At 70.5% G+C, this 22069-nt stretch carries 19 protein-coding genes and 1 tRNA gene; 18 read left to right on the top strand and 2 right to left on the bottom strand.

The features are described 5' to 3' along the window. Nucleotides 1–26: 26 nt before the first annotated feature. From HQQ85_RS03095 to HQQ85_RS03020, 16 genes are all read left to right on the top strand, one after another. On the top strand, nt 27–608 hold the full coding sequence (locus HQQ85_RS03095; protein WP_173181030.1) for a GNAT family N-acetyltransferase: 582 nt from the start codon (nt 27–29) through the stop codon (nt 606–608). A gap of 9 nt (nt 609–617) precedes the next feature. Then, nucleotides 618–1298, top strand: coding sequence for a ribulose-phosphate 3-epimerase (gene rpe / locus HQQ85_RS03090; RefSeq protein WP_173181029.1), 681 nt, complete (start codon nt 618–620; stop codon nt 1296–1298). Between the two features lie 9 nt (nt 1299–1307). Next, entirely contained in the window at nt 1308–1571 is a 264-nt protein-coding gene (locus HQQ85_RS03085) for a phosphoribosyl-ATP diphosphatase (RefSeq protein ID WP_173181028.1), read from the top strand. A 52-nt stretch (nt 1572–1623) separates the two neighbouring features. Beyond that, nucleotides 1624–2463, top strand: coding sequence for an ATP phosphoribosyltransferase (gene hisG, locus HQQ85_RS03080; RefSeq protein WP_173181027.1), 840 nt, complete (start codon nt 1624–1626; stop codon nt 2461–2463). Next, the gene (gene hisF / locus HQQ85_RS03075) at nt 2463–3233 is read left to right on the top strand and encodes an imidazole glycerol phosphate synthase subunit HisF (protein WP_173181026.1); all 771 of its coding nucleotides are present in this window, start codon (nt 2463–2465) and stop codon (nt 3231–3233) included. Before hisG ends, hisF begins: the two co-directional genes overlap by 1 nt. Further along, complete coding sequence (gene hisI / locus HQQ85_RS03070) at nt 3230–3595, top strand: phosphoribosyl-AMP cyclohydrolase (protein WP_173181025.1); 366 nt, start codon at nt 3230–3232, stop codon at nt 3593–3595. Before hisF ends, hisI begins: the two co-directional genes overlap by 4 nt. Next, on the top strand, nt 3592–5118 hold the full coding sequence (locus HQQ85_RS03065; RefSeq protein ID WP_173181024.1) for an anthranilate synthase component I: 1527 nt from the start codon (nt 3592–3594) through the stop codon (nt 5116–5118). The genes hisI and HQQ85_RS03065 overlap by 4 nt, the downstream gene beginning before the upstream one ends. Continuing rightward, the gene (locus HQQ85_RS03060; RefSeq protein WP_173181023.1) at nt 5118–5873 is read left to right on the top strand and encodes a Trp biosynthesis-associated membrane protein; all 756 of its coding nucleotides are present in this window, start codon (nt 5118–5120) and stop codon (nt 5871–5873) included. The genes HQQ85_RS03065 and HQQ85_RS03060 overlap by 1 nt, the downstream gene beginning before the upstream one ends. A 113-nt stretch (nt 5874–5986) precedes the next feature. Continuing rightward, nucleotides 5987–6217 carry a DUF6704 family protein gene (locus HQQ85_RS03055; protein WP_173181022.1) on the top strand — a complete coding sequence of 77 codons (231 nt, stop codon included), beginning with the start codon at nt 5987–5989 and terminating at the stop codon, nt 6215–6217. A 4-nt stretch (nt 6218–6221) separates the two neighbouring features. Continuing rightward, on the top strand, nt 6222–6995 hold the full coding sequence (gene trpC, locus HQQ85_RS03050; RefSeq protein WP_173181021.1) for an indole-3-glycerol phosphate synthase TrpC: 774 nt from the start codon (nt 6222–6224) through the stop codon (nt 6993–6995). Continuing rightward, nucleotides 6992–8221, top strand: a complete 1230-nt coding sequence (gene trpB, locus HQQ85_RS03045; protein ID WP_173181020.1) for a tryptophan synthase subunit beta — start codon at nt 6992–6994, stop codon at nt 8219–8221. The genes trpC and trpB overlap by 4 nt, the downstream gene beginning before the upstream one ends. Further along, on the top strand, nt 8218–9015 hold the full coding sequence (gene trpA, locus HQQ85_RS03040) for a tryptophan synthase subunit alpha (protein ID WP_173181019.1): 798 nt from the start codon (nt 8218–8220) through the stop codon (nt 9013–9015). Before trpB ends, trpA begins: the two co-directional genes overlap by 4 nt. A gap of 289 nt (nt 9016–9304) precedes the next feature. Further along, nucleotides 9305–13903 carry a glutamate synthase large subunit gene (gene gltB / locus HQQ85_RS03035; protein WP_173181018.1) on the top strand — a complete coding sequence of 1533 codons (4599 nt, stop codon included), beginning with the start codon at nt 9305–9307 and terminating at the stop codon, nt 13901–13903. Beyond that, entirely contained in the window at nt 13896–15353 is a 1458-nt protein-coding gene (locus tag HQQ85_RS03030; RefSeq protein ID WP_173181017.1) for a glutamate synthase subunit beta, read from the top strand. Before gltB ends, HQQ85_RS03030 begins: the two co-directional genes overlap by 8 nt. Before the next feature lie 97 nt (nt 15354–15450). After that, nucleotides 15451–16896, top strand: coding sequence for a pyruvate kinase (pyk, locus tag HQQ85_RS03025; protein ID WP_173181016.1), 1446 nt, complete (start codon nt 15451–15453; stop codon nt 16894–16896). A gap of 245 nt (nt 16897–17141) precedes the next feature. Further along, nucleotides 17142–17960: a hypothetical protein gene (locus HQQ85_RS03020; protein ID WP_173181015.1), complete on the top strand. Its 819-nt coding sequence runs from the start codon at nt 17142–17144 to the stop codon at nt 17958–17960. Between the two features lie 48 nt (nt 17961–18008). On the opposite strand, the gene HQQ85_RS03015 is transcribed toward HQQ85_RS03020, so the two are convergent. Next, a tRNA-Leu gene (locus tag HQQ85_RS03015) sits at nt 18009–18091 on the bottom strand. Nucleotides 18092–18130: 39 nt separating this feature from the next. On the opposite strand from HQQ85_RS03015, the gene HQQ85_RS03010 reads away from it, so the two are divergent. Further along, nucleotides 18131–18736 carry an ANTAR domain-containing response regulator gene (locus HQQ85_RS03010; protein ID WP_092552903.1) on the top strand — a complete coding sequence of 202 codons (606 nt, stop codon included), beginning with the start codon at nt 18131–18133 and terminating at the stop codon, nt 18734–18736. 48 nt (nt 18737–18784) lie between these two features. On the opposite strand, the gene HQQ85_RS03005 is transcribed toward HQQ85_RS03010, so the two are convergent. After that, a complete protein-coding gene (locus HQQ85_RS03005; RefSeq protein WP_173181694.1) occupies nt 18785–19201 on the bottom strand; it encodes a PaaI family thioesterase in 417 nt (138 codons plus the stop codon). Nucleotides 19202–19324: 123 nt separating this feature from the next. Between HQQ85_RS03005 and polA the strand changes: the two genes are divergently transcribed. Further along, entirely contained in the window at nt 19325–22027 is a 2703-nt protein-coding gene (polA, locus tag HQQ85_RS03000; RefSeq protein WP_173181014.1) for a DNA polymerase I, read from the top strand. Nucleotides 22028–22069 lie beyond the last annotated feature (42 nt).

The following is a 22069-nucleotide window of genomic DNA, read 5'->3' as shown; positions in this document are numbered from 1 at the left end:
CCAAGCCCCGACCCGGAGACCCCGCTGTGCCGCACCATCCTTACGCCGACATCCTCCCGCTCGATCTGGGCGACGGGCTGCACCTCGAGCTGCGAACGCGTGCCGGGGCGCCCGAAGCGCACGAGCTCACGATGCGGAATCTCGACCGCCTGCGGGAGTGGGAGCCCTGGGCCCAGCCGGCGCAGAGCCTCACGGCCACCCGCACCTTCACCGACTTCGTGCTGGCGCTGTACGAGCAGGGCAAGACCGTGCCCGCGCTGATCGTGCGGGACGGGCATCCGATCGGAAGCGTCTCGCTGAAGCTCGACCCCGGCACCGCGATCGGGGAGCTCGGCTACTGGATCGACGGAGCCCACGAGGGCCGGGGGATCGTCACGCGAGCGGCCGCTGCCCTGCGCGACGCGGGCTTCGCGCGCGGCCTAGCCCGGATCGAGATCCGCGCCGCGGCCGGCAACACGCGCAGCCGGGCGGTCGCCGAACGGCTCGGCTTCCGGCTCGAGGGCGTGCTGCGGGAGGCGCTGCCTGTCGGCGATCGACGGCACGATCTCGCGGTCTACGGGCAGCTGGCCGCCGAGCGGCCGACGCCGTCCGAACGGGCACCCGGGTAAAGTCGGGACGTGGCCCTTCGCATCAACCCCAGCATCCTCGCCTCCGACTTCGCCAACCTCGAGAGCGAGCTCGGGCGCATCCGGAACGCCGACCTCGCGCACGTCGACGTGATGGACAACCACTTCGTGCCGAACCTCACCCTCGGCCTGCCGGTCGTCGAGCGCCTGCAGCAGGTCTCGCCCATTCCGCTCGACGTGCACCTGATGATCGACGCCCCCGAGCGCTGGGCCCCGCAGTACGCCGAGCTCGGCGCCTACTCGGTCACCTTCCACGCCGAGGCCGTCGGCCGCGACTCCGACCCGGTCGCCGTCGCCCGGAGCCTCCGCGAGCGCGGCGCCCGCGCCGGTCTCGCGCTGAAGCCCGGAACCGACGCCGAACCGTTCCTCGAGCTGCTGCCCGAGTTCGACATGGTGCTCGTCATGACGGTCGAGCCCGGTTTCGGCGGCCAGTCCTTCATGCCCGAGACCATGCCGAAGCTCCGCACGCTGTCGCAGGCGGTGCGCGACTCCGGTCTCGACGTCTGGTTGCAGGTCGACGGCGGCATCAACGACGACACCATCGGCATCGCGGCCGAGGCCGGGGCCACCGTCTTCGTCGCGGGCTCCAGCGTGTTCGGTGCCGAGAACGCCGGCGCCCAGGTCGACCACCTGCGCGAGCTCGCGGCCGGTCACCGCCACGGACACCGGTAGCCTTGATCCGTGAAGACTTTCGACGAGCTGTTCCTCGAGCTCTCCGCCAAGGCCACCGAGCGCCCTGAGGGCTCCGGCACCGTGCGCGAGCTCGACGCCGGCGTGCACCAGATCGGCAAGAAGATCGTCGAGGAGGCCGCCGAGGTGTGGATGGCGGCGGAGTACGAGTCCGACGAGAACACGGCCGAGGAGATCTCGCAGCTGCTCTACCACCTGCAGGTGCTGATGCTGGCCAAGGGCCTGTCCCCGGCCGACGTCTACCGACATCTGTGATCTGAGCACGTCGCACCCGAATCACACCTCCCACCGAAAGCACCCTCACCCCATGCTCAAGATCGCGGTGCCCAACAAGGGCTCCCTCTCCGAAACCGCCGCCCAGATGCTCGCCGAGGCGGGCTACAACGGCCGGCGCGACTCCCGCGAGCTCGTCATCGCCGACCCGCGCAACGATGTCGAGTTCTTCTACCTCCGCCCCCGCGACATCGCGACCTACGTCGGCTCGGGCGCACTCGACGTCGGCATCACCGGCCGTGACCTCCTGCTCGACTCCGAGTCGCCGGCCACCGAGACGGCCTCGCTCGACTTCGGCGAGTCGACCTTCCGCTTCGCCCGCCCCGAGGGCACGTCGATCGAGCTGGCCGACCTGAACGGTGCCCGCGTCGCCACCAGCTACCCGGGCCTCGTCGGTGCGTTCCTCGCGACCCACGGCATCACCGCCCAGCTGATCCGCCTCGACGGGGCGGTCGAGTCGGCCGTGCGCCTCGGTGTGGCGGATGCGGTGGCCGACGTCGTCAGCACCGGCTCCACCCTGCGCAAGGCGGGCCTGGAGATCTTCGGCCCGGTCATCCTCGAATCGAGCGCCGTGCTGATCAGCTCGGGCACCACCCACCGCGGTGCCGAGACGCTGCTGCGCCGCCTGCAGGGCGTGCTCGTGGCACGCCAGTACGTGCTGATGGACTACGACGTGCCGGTCACCCAGCTCGACGACGCCTGCGCGCTCACCCCCGGCATCGAGTCGCCGACGATCTCCCCGCTGCACGACCCCGAGTGGGTGGCCGTCCGCAGCATGGTGCCCCGCCGGGACACCAACCAGGTGATGGACGACCTGTACGCCGTCGGCGCGCGCGCCATCCTGGTCAGTCCGATCCACGCGGCGCGCATCTGATGTCGCTCGCCGTTCGCGTCATCCCCTGCCTGGACGTGGCCGCGGGCCGCGTCGTGAAGGGCGTCAACTTCGAGAACCTGCGCGACGCGGGCGACCCCGTCGAGCTCGCCGCCCTGTACGCCGCGCAGGGCGCCGACGAGCTGACCTTCCTCGACGTCACGGCCACCGTCGACGACCGGGCGACGGTCTACGAGATGGTGCAGAAGACGGCCGAGCAGGTCTTCATCCCGCTCACGGTCGGCGGGGGAGTGCGCTCCGCCGACGACGTGGCCAAGCTGCTCGCCTCCGGAGCCGACAAGGTGGGCGTCAACAGCGCCGCCATCGCCCGCCCGCCGCTGCTGAATGAGATCGCCGACCGCTTCGGCGCCCAGGTGCTCGTGCTCTCGCTCGACGTCAAGCGCACGGCGGTACCCGGCCGCACGCCCTCCGGGTTCGTCGTCACCACGCACGGCGGCCGGCGCGAGACCGAGCTCGACGCCCTCGAGTGGGCCCGCGAGGCCATCGAGCGCGGTGCGGGCGAGCTGCTGGTCAACTCCATCGACGCCGACGGCACGAAGGACGGCTTCGACCTCGAGCTCGTGGGCCTCATGCGCGAGCTCAGCACCGTTCCCGTCATCGCCTCGGGCGGGGCCGGGAAGGTCGAGCACTTCGGCCAGGCCATCGCGGCCGGCGCCGACGCGGTGCTCGCCGCCAGCGTGTTCCACCTCCGCGAGATGACGGTGGGCGACGTGAAGGACGAACTGCGACGAGAAGGGGTGGACGTGCGATGAGCACCGTCACCGAGACCGACGAGATCCTCAGCCGGGTGCACTTCGACGACAAGGGCCTGCTGCCGGCGATCATCCAGCAGCACGACACCCTCGAGGTGCTGATGCTCGGCTACATGGACGCCGAGGCGCTCCGCCGCACCCTCACCGAGGGCCGGGTCACCTTCTGGTCGCGCTCCCGGCAGGAGTACTGGCGGAAGGGCGACACCTCCGGCCACGTGCAGTACGTCAAGACCGCGGCGCTCGACTGCGACGACGACACCCTGCTCGTGCAGGTCGACCAGATCGGCGCGGCCTGCCACACCGGCGCCCGCCGCTGCTTCGACGTCGACCCCCTGAACCCCGAGGTGCTCGAACGATCATGACGACCACAGCCACCACCACCCGGGCCGAGTTCGACGAGCTGAGTGGCTCGCACCGGGTGCTGCCGGTCATCCGCGAGCTCTTCGCCGACGGCGAGACCCCCGTCGGCATCTACCGCAAGCTCGCCGACGGCCGCCCGGGCACCTTCCTCCTCGAATCGGCCGAGCAGGGCGGCATCTGGTCGCGCTTCTCGTTCATCGGCGTCTCCAGCTTCGGCCTGCTCACCGAGGCGGATGACCGTGCCGTCTGGCTCGACCTCGGCCTCCCGGCCGACCGCGTCTTCCCGGCCGGCCTGCCCTCCGGGCCCCTCGAGGCCGTCTCGGCGCTCTACGAGCACTGGAAGACGGCGGCCGTGCCCGAGCATCCGCCCCTCACCGGCGGACTCGTCGGCTTCATCGGCTGGGAGACCGTGCGCCAGCTGGAGCGCCTGCCGAACCGACCGCCGCGGGAGTACCGCATGCCGAGCCAGGGCCTGTCGTTCGTCTCGGAGATGGTGGTCGTCGATCACCTCCAGGGCACCGTGCAGCTGCTCGTGAACGTGTTGACCGACGGCGACACGCCCGTCGACGAGCTCTGGGTCGACGCCCAGGCGCGGCTCGACGAGCTGCAGCGCGGCCTCGGCGGCCCGTCCGAGGCGTGGCTCGCGGAGGCCGACTTCGGCGTCGTGGGGGAGCCCCGGCACCGCACCGAGCGCGCCGACTTCCTGGCCGCGATCGAGGTGGCGAAGGAGCACATCCGCGAGGGCGACATCTTCCAGGTCGTCATCTCGCAGCGGTTCGAGCTGGACTGCCCCGCGCATCCGCTCGACGTGTACCGGGTGCTGCGCACGCTGAACCCGAGCCCGTACATGTACCTGCTGACGCTCGTCGACTCAGGCGGTGAGCCGTACCAGATCGTCGGCTCGAGCCCCGAGGCTCTCGTCAAGGTCGAGAAGGGGCGGGCGCACACGCACCCGATCGCGGGCTCGAAGCCCCGCGGCACCACCCCGCACCACGACCTGGAGCTCGAGCAGGAGCTGCTCGGCGACGACAAGGAGCGTGCGGAGCACCTGATGCTCGTCGACCTCGCCCGGAACGACCTGCTCAAGGTCTGCGAGGCCGCGAGCGTCGAGGTGACCGAGTTCATGCGGGTCGAGCGGTTCAGCCATATCATGCACATCGTCTCCTCGGTCGAGGGGCAGCTGCGCGACGGCGTCGACGCGATCGACGTGTTCCGGGCGACGTTCCCGGCCGGAACGCTCTCGGGGGCGCCGAAGCCGCGCGCGCTCGAGATCATCGACGAGCTGGAGCCCGCCCAGCGCGGCCTCTACGGCGGTGTCGTGGGGTACTTCGGCTTCGGCGGCGACGCCGACCTCGCGATCGCGATCCGCACGGCGACCATCGTCGACGGCGTGGCGCGCGTGCAGGCGGGCGGCGGCCTCGTGGCCGACTCCGACCCGGCGAGCGAGTTCCAGGAGTCGCAGAACAAGGCGGCGGCGCCGCTGCGGGCCGTGGCGATCGCGAACGCCATGACGCGGGTGCGCTGATGAGCGACGCCTCGGCCCCGGCTGCGCCCTCGGAGACACCGGCCCCGGCCGGCACGGGCCGCCGTCTGAAGTCGGGCACCATCCTCCTGGTGCTCGCCCTCAGCGCGCTGACCTTCCTCGCCTGGTCGCAGTCCTGGGGCACGCTCGAACTCGTCGGCGGCACCGTCACCGACGGCACCCTCGAGGTGCCCGGCTCGGTCGCCGCGCCCGCCCTCTCGGCGCTCGGTCTCGCCGGCATCGCCCTCGCCGGCGCGCTCGCCATCGCGGGGCCGATCGTGCGGATCGTGCTCGGCGCCCTCGAGGTGCTGCTCGGTGTGAGCGTCATCTGGTCGGGCGTGCTCGCGCTCACCGACCCGGTCGCGGCCGGGGCGTCCGTCGTCACCACGAGCACGGGGGTCGCCGGCACCTCGTCGATCCGCGAGCTGGTGACGGTCGGGGCGAGCAGCCCGTGGCCGGCGCTCACGGTGGTGCTGGGCGTCCTGATGGTGCTCGCCGGGCTCGCCGTGATCGTCACCGTGCGGCGCTGGCCCGCCTCGAGCCGCAGGTACCAGGCGGTCGCCTTCGAGGCGGCCGACGGCCGGCGGAGCGCGAACCCGGCCGAGCTGTTCGACGACGAGCCGCTCGACGCGCCCGCGACCACGGCGACGGCCGGGGCGACGGATGCACGACCCGTCCGCCGCCCGGCCGAGAACGCCCGCGACGCCGCCGTCGACAGCTGGGACGACCTCAGCCGCGGCACCGACCCGACCCGCTAGCCGCGCATCCGCTCGCCCGCTGGGCACGGCGGACGGCCCCGCCCGACCCGGCGGCCCCGGACCGACCGGGTAGACTCGACACGACCCGATCGATTGAGACAGGAAGAGGATCGATGAGCCACGAAGAAGACGAAATGGGCGAAGGCCACTCGCTCGCCGCCTGGACCGGCGTGATCATCGCGCTCGTCGGCATCGCCATCGGCACGGTCGCCTTCTTCTTCGACGTGCAGTGGCTCGTCTGGGCCGCCGCCGGCGTCACGCTCATCGGCTTCCTGGCCGGCTTCATCCTGTCGCGCCTGGGCTACGGCGTGCGCGGAGCCAAGACGCTCCAGAAGGAGCACTGACCCGGTGCTCGCCGATCTCGTAGCCGGAGCGCTCGAGGACGCCGAGGAGCGCCGCACGACGCGCAGCCTCGCCGACGTCGAGGCCGCGGCCACGGCCCGCCCGGCGGCGCTGGACGCCCTGGCGTTCCTGGCACCCGCCGAGCGAGTGAAGATCATCGCCGAGGTCAAGCGCGCGAGCCCCTCGCGCGGCGCCCTGGCGTCGATCCCCGACCCGGCGCTGCTCGCGGCCTCCTACGCCGAGGGCGGGGCGAGCGCCATCAGCGTGCTCACCGAGGGCCGCAAGTTCAAGGGCTCGCTCGCCGACCTCGAGGCCGTGCGCGCCCGCGTCGACGTGCCGGTGCTCCGCAAGGACTTCATCGCCACCGAGTACCAGGTGCTCGAGGCGCGCGCCGCCGGCGCCGACCTCGTGCTGCTCATCGTGGCGGCGCTCGACCAGCCCACGCTGCAGCGGCTGCACGACTTCGTCACCGAGCTCGGCATGACGCCGCTGGTCGAGACCCACGACGCCGTCGAGGTCTCGCGCGCCGTCGACCTCGGTGCCCGTCTGGTGGGCGTGAACGCGCGCAACCTCAGCACCTTCGAGCTCGACGCCGACCTGTTCGGCCGGCTCGTCGACCGCATCCCGGCCGGCACGATCACGGTGGCCGAATCCGCCGTGCTCGAAGCCGCCGACGTCGCCCACTACCGTTCGGCCGGTGCCGACGCGGTGCTGGTCGGCGAAGCCCTCGTCACGGGGCCCGATCCCGTGGCGACACTGAAGGAGTTCCTCTCCGTATGACCGACACACGCACCTCCCTCCGCGCCGAGACCGGCCCCTTCTTCGGGGAGTTCGGCGGGCGCTTCATGCCCGAGTCGCTGATCGCGGCCCTCGACGAGCTCGACGAGGCCTACCAGCTCGCCAAGCTCGACCCCGAGTTCCACCGCGAGCTCGCCGAGCTCGGCCGCACGTACACCGGCCGGCCGTCGATCCTCACCGAGGTGCCGCGCTTCGCGAAGCACGCCGGCGGGGCGCGCATCATCCTGAAGCGCGAAGACCTCAACCACACGGGCTCGCACAAGATCAACAACGTGCTCGGCCAGGCCCTGCTCGCCAAGCGCATCGGCAAGCACCGCCTGATCGCCGAGACCGGCGCCGGCCAGCACGGCGTCGCCACGGCGACCGCCGCCGCCCTGTTCGGCATGGAGTGCGTCGTCTACATGGGCGAGGTCGACACCGAGCGCCAGGCGCTGAACGTCGCGCGCATGCGCCTGCTCGGCGCCGAGGTCATCCCGGTCACGAGCGGCACCCGCACGCTGAAGGACGCCCTGAACGAGGCCTTCCGCGACTGGGTCGCCAACGTCGAGTCGACGCACTACCTGCTCGGCACGGTAGCCGGACCGCACCCCTTCCCGGCCATGGTGCGCGACTTCGTCAAGGTCATCGGCGAAGAGGCGCGTCAGCAGGTGCTCGATCTCACCGGAGCGCTGCCCGACGCGGTCACCGCCTGCGTCGGCGGCGGCTCCAACGCCATCGGCATCTTCCACGCCTTCCTCGACGACACCTCGGTCGGTCTCTACGGCTACGAGGCCGCGGGCGACGGCGTCGACACCCTGCGCCACGCGGCGACGATCACCAAGGGCCGCCCCGGTGTGCTGCACGGCTCGCGCAGCTTCATGCTGCAGGACGAGGACGGCCAGACGCTCGACTCGCACTCCATCTCGGCCGGGCTCGACTACCCGGGCGTCGGCCCCGAGCACGCCTGGCTGTCCTCGATCGGGCGCGCGAACTACCGCCCGGTCACCGACAAGGCCGCCATGGAGGCCTTCCGCATCCTGTGCGTCACCGAGGGCATCATCCCCGCCATCGAGTCGGCGCACGCCCTGGCCGGCACGATCGAGCTCGGCCGTGAGCTCGGCCCCGACGCGACCATCCTCGTCTCGCTCTCCGGACGCGGCGACAAGGACGTCGAGACCGCAGGCCGGTACTTCGACGTGCTCGACGAGAACGGGAACGCCCGGGTATGAGCGACACCATCGTGAGCCCGGTCGCCTCGACGATCGCGGCCGCCAAGACCGAGCGGGCGGGCGCCCTCGTCGGCTATCTGCCGGTCGGCTTCCCCAGCCTCGACGCGAGCGTCGACGCGGCGGTCGCCCTGGTCGAGAACGGCGTCGACGTGCTCGAGCTCGGGCTGCCCTACTCCGACCCGGTGATGGACGGCCCGGTCATCCAGGCCGCGACGGTCGCCGCGCTCGAGGCGGGCGTGCGGCTCCGCGACGCCTTCACGGCGGTGGAGCGCATCCGCTCCCGTGTCGACGCCCCCGTGCTCGTCATGACCTACTGGAACCCCGTGCTGCAGTACGGCGTCGACCGCTTCGCCGACGACCTCGTCTCGGCGGGCGGCGCCGGTCTGATCACCCCCGACCTCACGGTCGACTCGGGTGCCGACTGGCTCGCCACGAGCGACCGCACCGGCCTCGACCGGGTGTTCCTCGCCGCGCCCACCTCCACCGACGAGCGCCTGCGCCTCGCCGTCGACTCGAGCCGCGGCTTCGTCTACACGGTCTCGACCATGGGCATCACGGGCGCCCGCGCCGACCTCGGCACCGCCGCCCGTGCCCTCGTGGCGCGACTGCGCGAGCAGGGCGCCGAGAGCCTCGCCGTCGGCATCGGCGTCTCGACGCCCGAGCAGATCGCCGAGATCCTGGGCTACGCCGACGGCGCCATCGTCGGCTCGGCCCTGGTCAAGGCGCTGGCCGACGGGGGAGTGCCCGCCGTCGCCCGGCTCGCCGCCCAGCTGGCCGAGGGCACCCGCCGCTGAGCCGGGCTGCTGAGCCGATGAGCGGTCTTCGCCCCAGCCTGGGTTAGAATCGAGCCGACACGTGATCGGGACACGGGCTGAAGGGCGAGGAAGCCCCCGGGCTCTCCGAGAACGAGGCAGTCGACCCGAGCGCCACAAGTGAAATCGGAGCGAAGCCGTCCCGCGCAACCACCACAGCACCAGGCGCGGGAGGCGACACCTCGTCGGCTTGAACGCTACGAGGAATCCCTGATATCCATGGGCCATAGGCGTCCCAGTTCCCTAAGAATGACGTAGAGGACGGTTCTCTATGGCCGATCAGCCCGCACACCAGTCCCGCTCCCAGGCGGTGCCGTTCAGCGCGCTCCCGATGGCCCAGGGTCTGTACGACCCTGCCGACGAGAAGGACGCGTGCGGTCTCGCCATGGTCGCCACGCTCCGTGGCACCGCGGGCCATGACATCATCGACACGGCGCTCGACGCCCTGCGCAACCTTGAGCACCGCGGTGCCGTCGGCTCCGACGCCGGCACCGGCGACGGCGCGGGCATCCTGACCCAGATCCCCGACGCGTTCCTGCGCGCCGTGGCCCCCGTCGAGCTGCCCCCGGTGGGCCGTTACGCCGTCGGCAACGCGTTCCTGCCCCTGCACGCCCGCGAGCGCCAGGAGATCATGGACCGCATCCGCGAGCTCGCCGCCGAGGAAGACCTGGCGGTGCTCGGCTGGCGCGAGGTGCCGGTGCGGCCCGACGAGCTCGGCCGTCTCGCCCGCGAGGCCATGCCCTCGATCTGGCAGCTCTACCTGCAGTCGACCCGCACCACCGAGTCGGGCGCGACCCTCTCGGGCATCGCGCTCGACCGCCAGGCCTACCGGCTGCGCAAGCGCATCGAGCTGCAGCACGAGGTCTACTTCATGTCGCTCTCCTGCCGCACCATCACCTACAAGGGCATGGTGACGACGCTCCAGCTCGAGCCGTTCTACCCCGACCTCTCCGACGAGCGCTTCGCCTCGAAGCTCGCGCTCGTGCACTCGCGCTACTCCACCAACACCTTCCCGTCGTGGCCGCTCGCGCAGCCGCTGCGCATGATGGCGCACAACGGCGAGATCAACACGGTGCAGGGCAACCGCAACTGGATGCGCGCGCGGCAGTCCCAGCTCGAGTCCGAGCTGCTCGGCGACCTGTCGCCCCTGTACCCGATCGTCACGCCCGGGCTGTCCGACTCCGGCTCGTTCGACGAGGTCGTGGAGCTGCTCACCCTCGCCGGCCGCTCGCTGCCGCACGCGATCATGATGATGGTGCCCGAGGCGTGGGAGAACCAGGCCGACTTCGAAGACGCCCGCCGCGCCTTCTACGAGTACCACTCCATGCTGATGGAGCCGTGGGACGGCCCCGCCGCCCTCATCTTCACCGACGGCACGCTCGCGGGCGCCACGCTCGACCGCAACGGGCTGCGCCCCGGCCGCTACCTCATCACCGACGACGGCCTCGTCGTGCTCGCCAGCGAGATCGGCGTCTTCCCCGACGTCGACCCCTCCCGCGTGGTGCGCAAGGGGCGGCTGCGCCCCGGCAAGATGTTCCTCGTCGACACGGCTGCCGGCCGCATCATCGAGGACGACGAGATCAAGTCGGGCCTCGCCTCCGCCGAGCCCTACGGCGAGTGGCTCGACGAGGGCCGCATCAACCTGCGCGACCTGCCCGAGCGCGAGCACATCGTGCACACCCCGGCCTCGGTCACGCGCCGCCAGCGCATCTTCGGCTACACGCAGGAGGAGGTGCGCATCCTGCTCGCCCCGATGGCGAAGAACGCTGCGGAGCCCCTCGGTGCGATGGGCTCCGACACCCCCATCGCGGTGCTGAGCGACCGCCCGCGCCTGCTCTTCGACTACTTCACCCAGCAGTTCGCGCAGGTCACGAACCCGCCGCTCGACTCCATCCGCGAGGAGGTCGTGACGAGCCTCCGCCTCGGTCTCGGCCCGGAGCGCAACCTGCTCGACGCGACGCCCGAGCACACCCGCCAGGTCGTGCTCGACTTCCCGGTGATCGACAACGACGAGCTCGCGAAGATCCAGCACATCGACCCCTCCTCGGGCAGCCGTCTCACGACGACCCTGCGCGGGCTGTTCCGGGTGGACGAGGGCCCCAAGGCCATGCAGAACCGCATCGCGGCGATGTGCGCCGAGGCCGACGAGGCGATCGAGAACGGCGCGCAGTTCATCGTGCTGAGCGACCGCGACTCGAACAAGGACTTCGCTCCGGTGCCGTCGCTGCTCATGCTCGCGGGCGTTCACCACCACCTCATCCGCAAGCAGACCCGCATGAAGGTCGGCCTGATCGTCGAGGCCGGCGACGTGCGCGAAGTGCACCACGTGGCCCTCTTGATCGGCTACGGCGCCTCGGCGGTCAACCCGTACCTCGCCATGGAGACCTGCGAGAACCTGGTGCGCTCCGGCAGCCTCTCGGGCATCACCCCCGAGAAGGCCGTCAAGAACGTGATCAAGGCGCTCGGCAAGGGCGTGCTCAAGATCATGTCGAAGATGGGCATCTCCACCGTGTCCTCCTACGCCGGCGCCCAGACCTTCGAGGCGGTCGGACTCGCCCCCGAGTTCGTCAAGGAGTACTTCACCGGCACCTCCTCCAAGCTCGGCGGCGTCGGCATCGACGTCATCGCGGCCGAGAGCGCCGCGCGGCACCGCCAGGCCTACCCGGAGGACGTGGCGATCGTCGCCCACGAGCCCCTCGCGGTCGGCGGCGAGTACCAGTGGCGCCGCGAGGGCCCGCCGCACCTGTTCAACCCCGACACGGTGTTCCGTCTGCAGCACGCCACCCGCGCCCGCCGGTACGACATCTTCCGCGAGTACACCAAGCTCGTCGACGACCAGGCCGAGAACCTGATGACCCTGCGCGGCCTGTTCAAGCTGAGAACGGATGCACGGCCCTCGGTCCCGATCGACGAGGTCGAGTCGGTCGCATCGATCGTCAAGCGCTTCTCGACGGGCGCGATGAGCTACGGCTCCATCTCCCAGGAGGCGCACGAGACCCTGGCGATCGCCATGAACCGGCTCGGCGGCAAGTCGAACACCGGTGAGGGCGGCGAGGACGTCGACCGGCTGCTCGACCCCGAGCGACGCAGCGCCATCAAGCAGGTGGCCTCCGGCCGGTTCGGCGTGACGAGCATGTATCTCACGCACGCCACCGACATCCAGATCAAGATGGCGCAGGGTGCGAAGCCCGGCGAGGGCGGCCAGCTGCCCCCGACCAAGGTCTACCCCTGGGTCGCGCGCACCCGGCACGCCACGGCGGGTGTCGGCCTCATCTCGCCGCCGCCGCACCACGACATCTACTCGATCGAAGACCTCAAGCAGCTCATCTTCGATGTCAAGCGCGCCAACCCCGAGGCCCGCGTGCACGTCAAGCTGGTCTCGCAGAACGGCATCGGCGCGGTCGCGGCCGGCGTCACCAAGGCCCTGGCCGACGTGGTGCTCGTCTCGGGCCACGACGGCGGAACGGGCGCCAGCCCGCTGAACTCGCTGAAGCACGCCGGCACCCCGTGGGAGATCGGCCTCGCCGAGACCCAGCAGACGCTGATGCTGAACGGCATGCGCGACCGGGTCGTGGTGCAGGTCGACGGCCAGATGAAGACCGGCCGCGACGTGATCGTCGGCGCCCTGCTCGGAGCCGAGGAATTCGGCTTCGCCACCGCTCCTCTGGTGGTCGAGGGCTGCATCCTGATGCGGGTCTGCCACCTCGACACCTGCCCGGTGGGCGTCGCGACGCAGAACCCCGAGCTGCGGGCGCGCTTCTCGGGCAAGCCCGAGTTCGTGGTGAACTTCTTCGAGTTCCTCGCCCAGGAGGTGCGCGAGTACCTCGCCGAGCTCGGCTTCCGCTCGCTCGAGGAGGCTGTGGGTCACCACGAGCTGCTCGACGTCAACGGGGCGATCGAGCACTGGAAGACCGACGGCCTCGACCTCAGCCCCGTGCTGGTCGGCCCGGCCTTCGCCCCCGACGAGCCCCGCAGCAACCACCGCAAGCAGGAGCACGAGCTCGAGAAGCACTTCGACAACCGGCTCATCCACGAGGCGGCCGCGGCCCTCGATCACGGCGAGCCCGTGGCGATCACGCTGCCCATCCGCAACACGGAGCGCGCGGTCGGCACGATGCTCGGCCACGAGGTCACCAAGCGGCACGGTGAGCAGGGTCTGCCCGACGGCACGATCCAGATCACGCTGCTGGGCTCCGCCGGTCAGTCGCTCGGTGCGTTCCTGCCCTCGGGTATCACCCTGCGCCTCGAGGGCGACTCGAACGACTACGTCGGCAAGGGCCTCTCGGGCGGTCAGATCATCCTGCGCCCCGACCGCAGGTCGGTGTTCCCCGCCGAGCGCAACGTGATCGCCGGCAACGTCATCGGCTACGGCGCCACCCAGGGCAGCATGTTCCTCCGCGGCATCGTGGGGGAGCGGTTCCTGGTGCGCAACTCGGGTGCGACCGCCGTCGTGGAGGGCGTGGGCGACCACGCGCTGGAGTACATGACGGGCGGGCTCGCGCTCATCCTCGGCTCGACCGGGCGCAACCTCGGCGCCGGCATGTCGGGCGGCACCGCCTACATCTACGAGCTCAACCCCGACCGGGTGAACGCCGACTCGCTGGCCTCCGGGGAGCTGCAGCTGCTGCCGCTCGGCGGAGCCGACGTCGAGATCGTCCGCGACCTGCTCGAGCGCCACGAATCGGAGACCGGCTCGCCCCTCGCGGCCCGCCTGCTCGCCGACTTCGACGGCACCGTCGCGAAGTTCGTGAAGGTGCTTCCCCGTGACTACGCCGCCGTCCTCGCCACCCGGCAGACGGCGGTCGAAGAAGGTCTTGACCCCGACGGAGACGTCGTCTGGGGCCGTATTTTGGAGGTGACAGGTGGCTGATCCCAAGGGCTTCCTGAAGACGCAGGAGCGCGAGCTCCCCAAGCGCCGCCCGGTCTCGGTGCGGCTGATGGACTGGAAAGAGGTCTACGAGCAGGGCGACGCCGCGACCACGCGCCGTCAGGCCGGACGCTGCATGGACTGCGGCATCCCGTTCTGCCACCACGGCTGCCCGCTCGGCAACCTGATCCCGGAGTGGAACGACCTCACCTGGCGCGACGAGGGCCGCGCGGCCATCGAGCGCCTGCACGCCACGAACAACTTCCCCGAGTTCACGGGCCGGCTCTGCCCGGCCCCGTGCGAGTCGGCGTGCGTGCTCGGCATCAACCAGCCCCCGGTGACCATCAAGCAGGTCGAGGTCTCGATCATCGACCAGGCCTTCGCGAACGGCTGGGTGCAGCCGCACCCGCCCGAGCGCCTGACCGGCAAGACGGTCGCCGTCGTGGGCTCCGGCCCCGCCGGCCTCGCCGCGGCCCAGCAGCTCACCCGCGCCGGCCACACGGTCGCCGTCTACGAGCGGGACGACCGCATCGGCGGGCTGCTGCGGTACGGCATCCCCGACTTCAAGATGGAGAAGAAGCACCTCGAGGCGCGGCTGACCCAGATGATGGCCGAGGGCACCCGCTTCCGCGCCGGCATCGAGATCGGCAAGGACATCAGCTGGAGCGACCTCCGCGCGCGCTACGACGCCGTGATCGTCTGCACCGGCGCGACCGTGCCGCGCGACCTCCCCATCCCGGGCCGCGACCTCGACGGCGTGCACTTCGCCATGGAGTACCTCGTCCAGCAGAACAAGGTGGGCGCCGGAGACGACATCCCCGGCCAGATCGACGCCGAGGGCAAGCACGTCGTCGTGCTCGGTGGCGGTGACACCGGGGCCGACTGCATCGGCACCGCGCACCGCCAGGGCGCCCTGTCGGTGACCAACCTGGCCATCGGCAAGCAGCCGCCGGCCGAGCGACCCGAGGACCAGCCCTGGCCCATGTCGCCGCAGCTGTTCGAGGTCGCGAGCGCCCACGAGGAGGGCGGGGAGCGCAAGTTCCTGGCCTCCACGATCGAGTTCCTCGCCAACGACTCGGGCGAGGTGCGCGCCATCCGGGTCGCCGAGACCGAGTACGTCGACGGCCGCCGCGTTCCCAAGGCGGGCACCGAGCACGAGATCCCCGCCGACCTCGTGCTGCTTGCGCTCGGCTTCACCGGCGCCGAGGACGAGCACCTCGACGGCCAGCTCGGCACGCGCTTCGACGGCCGCGGCAACATCGAGCGGGCCGGCGACTACCAGAGCACCCACCCCGGCGTGTTCGTCGCCGGCGACGCCGGCCGCGGCCAGTCGCTGATCGTCTGGGCGATCGCCGAGGGCCGCGCCGCGGCCTCCGCCGTCGACCGCTACCTCGAGGGCGACACCGAGCTGCCCTTCCCCGTCAAGCCGACCGACCGCGCCATCGCGGTCTGATAGCCTCCACCGGGACTTCCTCCCGGGTCCCCACGACCTCCACCTCCACCACCACCACTTGCGCCCCCGGGCGCAGAACACGGAGCAGTTGACACAGATGAGACGCGCGAAGATCGTCGCAACACTCGGGCCGGCGACGTCGACCTACGAAACCATCAGGGCCATCATCGACGCGGGCGTCGACATGGCCCGCATGAACCTGAGCCACGGCAGCTACGACGTGCACGAGTCCGTGTACAAGAACGTGCGCCAGGCGGCCGACGACTCCGGCCGTGCGGTCGCGGTGCTGGTCGACCTGCAGGGTCCGAAGATCCGTCTGGGCAAGTTCGAGAACGGCCCGTACGACCTCGCCGAGGGCGACATCTTCAAGATCACCATCGAGGACATCATCGGCAACAAGGAGATCTCCTCCACGACGTTCAAGGGCCTGCCCGACGACGTCAAGCCGGGCGACCCCCTCCTGATCGACGACGGCAAGGTCACGCTGCGCGTGCTCGAGACCGACGGCACCGTGGTCACCACGGTCGTCGAGGTGCCGGGCGCCGTGTCGAACAACAAGGGCATCAACCTGCCCGGCGTCGCGGTCAACGTCCCCGCCATGTCCGAGAAGGACATCGCCGACCTGCGCTGGGGCCTCAAGCTCGGCGCCGACTACATCGCGCTGTCCTTCGTGCGCGACGCCGCCGACGTGGTCGAGGTGCACCGCATCATGGACGAGGAGGGCCGCCGGGTCCCCGTCATCGCCAAGATCGAGAAGCCCCAGGCCGTCGACAACCTCGAGGAGATCATCGACGCCTTCGACGGCATCATGGTCGCCCGTGGCGACCTCGGCGTCGAGCTCCCGCTGGAGGCCGTGCCGATCGTGCAGAAGCGCGCCGTCGAGCTCTCCCGCCGCATGGCGAAGCCCGTCATCGTCGCCACCCAGGTGCTCGAGTCGATGATCTCCTCCCCGCGCCCCACGCGCGCCGAGGCGTCCGACTGCGCCAACGCGGTGCTCGACGGCACCGACGCGGTCATGCTCTCGGGCGAGACCAGCGTCGGCGAGTTCCCCGTCATCACCGTGCAGACCATGGCGCGCATCATCGAGTCGACGGAAGACCACGGCCTCGAGCGCATCCCCGCGCTCGGCACGAAGCCCCGCACCCAGGGCGGTGCGGTCACCCTCGCCGCCGCCGAGGTCGGCGACTTCGTGGGCGCCAAGTTCCTCTGCGTGTTCACCGAGTCGGGCGACTCCGTGCGGCGCATGACGCGGCTCCGCTCGAGCATCCCCATCCTCGGCTTCACGCCGGAGCCGGGCATCCGCAACCGCATGGCGCTGAGCTGGGGCGTGCAGTCCTACCTCGTCGACCGCGTGACGCACACCGACGAGCTGATGGGCCAGGTCGACGACGTGCTACTCGGCCTCGGCCGCGCCCAGATCGGCGACAAGGTCATCGTCATCTCCGGTTCCCCTCCCGGAGTGGCGGGCACCACCAACGACATGCGCGTGCACGTCATCGGCTCGGCGCACAACCCGCTGGTGCCCGAGAAGTTCGACAACTAGCACTCGTCGCGGCACCTGAGGGCCTACCTCAGGATTCGGCCAGGATTCGATCAGTCTTCGATCGGTTCCTGGCCGATCGCTGTCTCCGGGCGCTTCCGGGGCGATAGATTTCGGATGCCCTGCAGCACTCGTGCGGGGGCTGCACCCTTGCACCCGTGGCAGCCCCCGCATCCTGCACTCCCGTTCTCCGCGACGGGGGCCGGGCATCCGTCGACCGTGCGACCTCGCGACCGAAAGAACATCTCATGCCCCGTCAGACCCTCGTCCTCCGCTCGGCCGGCGTCGCCGCCGCGCTCGCGACCGTCGTCGCCCTCTCGGGCTGCTCGACGATCATGCCGTTCTTCGGCATCCAGCCCACCGCCCCCGGTGCGGCCGGAGCCGCGGGCTCCGCCGGAGCCGGAGCGGGCGCCGGCACGACCGCCGACTCGACGACCGCCGACCTCGGGGCCAACACCACCGACGGCTCGCTGCAGTTCGCCTCGGTCTTCACCGACATGGGCTCGGTGCACCCCACGGTCGACATCGCCGACCAGCTGCAGCTGAAGCTCGACGTCTGGACCGAGCAGAAGACCCACGACTGGACGCCGATGGCCGACAAGCGCTTCTCGTTCGTGATCGGCGTCTACGACAACAAGGTGCCCGCCGAGGCGCCCTTCGACCAGAAGCGCCGCGTCTACATGTCGAACATCACGGTGACCGCGAAGACGACCACCGTCTCGGGCGCCGTCGAGACCGCGTACAACCTCAACAACGACCCACTGAAGATCACCCTCGACCCCGAGGCGCTGCGCTCCGAGCAGGGGCTCGGCCTGCTGATCACCTCGCCGAAGGGCGGCTTCCAGCTGGAGTCGCAGCAGATCGGTGTCGTCTCGGACGACACCCTCGGGATGATGCTCGACTTCGCGTTCCAGGTGTCGTACGAGACCGCGCCGCTGGCGAACACCTACATGACGCAGGTCGTGCACCAGTACGTGCCGGTGGCGATCTTCTCGGAGGCCGACGCGGTGGCGGCGAAGGCCACGCCGACGCCGACCGCGACGCCGACGCCCATCCCCGCGGGCTGAGGACGATTCGCGCGGGCGAGGCCCGTGCGTGCCGCCTCCTTCAGGCGGTACCGGTGGTGGGACTCGAACCCACACGCCCTTTCGGACAGCGCATTTTGAGTGCGCAGCGTCTGCCATTCCGCCACACCGGCCTGCTACGAGCGAGCTCAAGAATACCGTAGGGTTGAAACGTGACTGACCAAGAACCGACGACAGCAGTGCCCCGCCGTGTAGTGGTGGCCGAAGACGAATCCCTGATCCGCCTCGACATCGTCGAGATCCTGCGTGACAACGGGTTCGACGTCGTCGGCGAGGCCGGAGACGGCGAGACCGCTGTGGCCCTGGCCACCGAGCTCCGCCCCGACCTCGTGATCATGGATGTCAAGATGCCCCAGCTCGACGGCATCTCCGCGGCCGAGCGCCTGTCGAAGGACCACATCGCGCCCGTCGTGCTGCTCACCGCCTTCAGCCAGAAGGAGCTCGTGGAGCGGGCCACCGAGGCCGGCGCGCTGGCCTACGTCGTGAAGCCGTTCACGCCCAACGACCTGCTGCCCGCGATCGAGATCGCCCTCTCGCGCTACGCCCAGATCATCACGCTCGAATCCGAGGTCGCCGACCTCGTCGAGCGCTTCGAGACCCGCAAGCTCGTCGACCGGGCCAAGGGCCTGCTGAACGAGAAGATGGGGCTCACCGAGCCCGAGGCCTTCCGCTGGATCCAGAAGGCGTCGATGGACCGCCGGCTGACCATGCACGACGTGGCGCAGGCCATCATCGAGCAGTTGTCGCCGAAGAAGTAGTCGCGGTCTTCTCCGGCTCGGTCTCTCCGGCTGCTCGCGCTGTCGGGGCTACTTCGGCTCGAAGACCTGCTGGGGCCGCCGGTCCTTGATGATGTTCGTGATGCGAACCGTCGAGAGCCGGCGGCCCTTCTCGTCGTCGATCTCGATCTGATGCGTCGCGAGGCTCTTGCCGAGGTGGATGGCCGTGCAGGTGCCGATCACCCAGCCGCTCGTGGCCGAGGCCGAGTGGCTGGCGTTGATCTCGATGCCCATGGCCACCTTGGTGGGGCCCGCGTGCAGGTTCGCGGCGGTCGATCCGAGGCTCTCGGCCAAGACGACGTAAGCCCCGCCGTGCACGAGACCGAGCGGTTGCGTGTTGCCCTCGACGGGCATCCGCGCCACCGAGCGCTCGGCGCTCAGCTCGAGGAACTCGATGCCCATCTTCTCGGCGAGGGTGCCGATGCCGCGGTAGCCGAAGACCGACATGACGTCGATCGGGAGGGCCTCCGCGGTCGTCGCGGGCTCGCTGCGGGTGTCGGATTCTGGCTGCGTCATCGGTGTGGAATCCTGTCTCGAATGACTGTCGGAGGCCCTGTGTAGGCTTGCCTCGTGCCGGACAAAGAACAGCCTACCCTCCTCGTCATCGACGGTCATTCGCTCGCGTTCCGGGCGTTCTATGCCCTTCCGGTCGACAGCTTCCAGACCCGTGACGGGCAGCACACCAATGCCATTCACGGCTTCCTGGCGATGCTCATCAACCTCCTCAAGGCCGAGAAGCCCACCCACCTCGCGGTGGCGTTCGACATCTCGCGCCACTCCTTCCGCACCCGCGAGTACCCCGACTACAAGGGCACCCGCGGCGAGACGCCGTCGGAGTTCATCGGGCAGGTGCCGCTGCTGCAGGAGTGCCTGCACGCCCTGGGCATCACCACCATCGAGAAAGAAGACTTCGAGGCCGACGACATCCTGGCCACCCTCGCGCGCCAGGGCGTCGAAGAGGGCTTCAAGGTCTACGTCGTCTCGGGCGACCGGGATGCGATCCAGCTCGTCAACGACAAGGTCACGCTGCTCTACCCCTCGCGGCAGGGCGTCTCCGACCTCACCCGCTACGACGAGGCGAAGGTGCGGGAGCGCTACGGCATCCGCCCCGAGCAGTACCCCGACATCGCGGCCCTCGTCGGCGAGACGAGCGACAACCTGCCCGGTGTGCCGAAGGTCGGCGAGAAGACCGCGGTGAAGTGGCTGAACCAGTTCGGCACGCTCGACGCCATCCTCGAGCACCGCGACGAGATCCCGGGCGTCGTCGGCAACAACCTGCGCGAGCACGTCGACAACGTGGTGCGCAACCGCAAGCTGAACCGCCTGCTCACCAACGTGGAGCTCCCGGTCGGCCCCGCCGACCTGCTGCGCGCCCCCGCCGACGAGCAGCAGGTGCGCGACGTGTTCGCGCGCCTGGAGTTCCGCACGCTGCTCGACCGGGTGCTGAAGCTCGAGGGCATCGCGGGTGACTCCGAGGTCGGCCAGGCCGCAGCCGCCGAGGCCGCCGCGAAGGCCGAGAACGCCCCGGTGCCGGTGACCCTGCTCGACGAGGAGCTCGCGGGCTGGCTCGCGCGGCACACCGCCACGGCCGCCGAAGCCCCAGCCGACATCACCAAGGCGGTCTCGGTGCAGGTCGAGACCATCGACGGCTACCCGGTGGCCGTCGGCCTCGCCACGCTGCACGAGACGATCTTCCTGCCGTGGACGCAGGGCAGCCGCGACTACGCTCCCTTCGAGGCCTGGCTCGCGAGCGACGCCCCGAAGACCTTCTTCGACGCCAAGCGCCAGATCAAGGCGCTCCGCACCGCCGGGCTCGCCGTCTCGGGGCTGGCGTTCGACCCGGTCATCGCGGCCTGGCTGCTGAAGCCCGACTCCAGCGCCGACCGCTCGCTCGAGAAGCTCGTCGACCGGCACCTGCTCGAGATCCTGCCGAAATCCGACCCCAACCAGCTGGTGCCCGAGGACGACACGGTCGTCGGCCCGGCCGGCGAGGCCTGGTACGCACTGCGGGTCGCCCGTGCCCTCACCGCCCAGCTCGACGAGCGCACACTGCGCGTGCTCACCGAGATCGAACTGCCGACCCTGATGGTGCTCGCCGAGATGGAGCTCACGGGCGTCACCGTCAGCCACCCCGAGCTCACCGCCCTCTCCGACGAGCTGGGCGCCTCGGCCACCGCGATCGCCACCGAGGCCTTCGGCATCATCGGGCGCGAGGTCAACCTCGGCTCGCCGAAGCAGATCCAGGAGGTGCTCTTCGACCAGCTCGACATGCCGAAGACGCGTGCCACCAAGACGGGCTACTCGACGGATGCGGGGGCACTCGCCGATCTCCAGGCCTCCAACCCGCATCCGTTCCTGGGGCTCCTCCTCGCGCACCGCGACGCCACGAAGCTGCGGCAGATCATCGAGAGCGTCGACAAGGCGATCGCCGGCGACGGGCGGGTGCACACCACCTACGTGCAGACCGGATCGTCCACCGGGCGCATCTCCTCGACCGACCCGAACCTGCAGAACATCCCCGTCCGCACCGAGGAGGGCCGGCGCATCCGCCACGCCTTCCGCGTCGGGGAGGGCTACGAGTGCCTGCTCACCGCCGACTACTCGCAGATCGAGATGCGCATCATGGCGCACCTCTCGGGCGACCAGGGCCTGATCGACGCCTTCCACTCGGGCGAAGACCTGCACCGCTTCGTCGGCTCGCGCATCTTCTCGGTCGACCCCGCCGACGTCACGCCGAACATGCGCACCAAGGTGAAGGCCATGTCGTACGGCCTCGCCTACGGCCTCTCGGCGTTCGGCCTGTCGAAGCAGCTGCGCATCGAGACCGCCGAGGCGAAGCAGCTCATGACCGACTACTTCGAGCGCTTCGGCGGCGTGCGCGACTACCTCCGCAACGTCGTCGTGCAGGCCAAGGTGGACGGCTACACCGAGACCATCTTCGGCCGCCGCCGCCCCTTCGCGAACCTGAACAGCGCCAACCGCGTGCTGCGCGACAACGACGAGCGCGCCGCCCTGAACGCCCCCATCCAGGGGACCGCGGCCGACATCATCAAGATCGCGATGATCGACATCGCCGCCGACCTCGCCGCCCAGGGCCTCACCTCGAAGCTGCTGCTCCAGGTGCACGACGAACTGGTCTTCGACGTCGCGCCGGGGGAGTGGGATGCCCTGGCGGCCCTCGTCACGGCCCGCATGTCGACGGCGGCCACCCTCTCGGTGCCCCTCGAGGTGCAGATCGGCCGCGGCGAGAACTGGAACGAGGCGGCGCACTAGCTCGCCCCGCTGCGCGTGCTCCCCACCTCGCTCCTTCGCGAG

Origin of the sequence: Herbiconiux sp. VKM Ac-2851, assembly GCF_013205105.1 — a bacterium.
GTDB classification, from domain to species: domain Bacteria; phylum Actinomycetota; class Actinomycetes; order Actinomycetales; family Microbacteriaceae; genus Herbiconiux; species Herbiconiux flava.
This window is presented reverse-complemented; position numbering and strand designations above follow the sequence as displayed.

Excerpts from the sequence above, each read along its gene's own strand:
- HQQ85_RS03055 (WP_173181022.1), top strand. The coding sequence starts at position 5,987 with ATGAGCCACGAAGAAGACGAAATGGGCGAAGGCCACTCGCTCGCCGCC.
- trpA (WP_173181019.1), top strand. The coding sequence starts at position 8,218 with ATGAGCGACACCATCGTGAGCCCGGTCGCCTCGACGATCGCGGCCGCC.
- HQQ85_RS03065 (WP_173181024.1), top strand. The coding sequence starts at position 3,592 with ATGACGACCACAGCCACCACCACCCGGGCCGAGTTCGACGAGCTGAGT.
- gltB (WP_173181018.1), top strand. The coding sequence starts at position 9,305 with ATGGCCGATCAGCCCGCACACCAGTCCCGCTCCCAGGCGGTGCCGTTC.
- trpB (WP_173181020.1), top strand. The coding sequence starts at position 6,992 with ATGACCGACACACGCACCTCCCTCCGCGCCGAGACCGGCCCCTTCTTC.
- hisI (WP_173181025.1), top strand. The coding sequence starts at position 3,230 with ATGAGCACCGTCACCGAGACCGACGAGATCCTCAGCCGGGTGCACTTC.
- hisG (WP_173181027.1), top strand. The coding sequence starts at position 1,624 with ATGCTCAAGATCGCGGTGCCCAACAAGGGCTCCCTCTCCGAAACCGCC.
- hisF (WP_173181026.1), top strand. The coding sequence starts at position 2,463 with ATGTCGCTCGCCGTTCGCGTCATCCCCTGCCTGGACGTGGCCGCGGGC.
- HQQ85_RS03005 (WP_173181694.1), bottom strand. The coding sequence starts at position 19,201 with ATGTCGGTCTTCGGCTACCGCGGCATCGGCACCCTCGCCGAGAAGATG.
- pyk (WP_173181016.1), top strand. The coding sequence starts at position 15,451 with ATGAGACGCGCGAAGATCGTCGCAACACTCGGGCCGGCGACGTCGACC.
- HQQ85_RS03060 (WP_173181023.1), top strand. The coding sequence starts at position 5,118 with ATGAGCGACGCCTCGGCCCCGGCTGCGCCCTCGGAGACACCGGCCCCG.
- HQQ85_RS03020 (WP_173181015.1), top strand. The coding sequence starts at position 17,142 with ATGCCCCGTCAGACCCTCGTCCTCCGCTCGGCCGGCGTCGCCGCCGCG.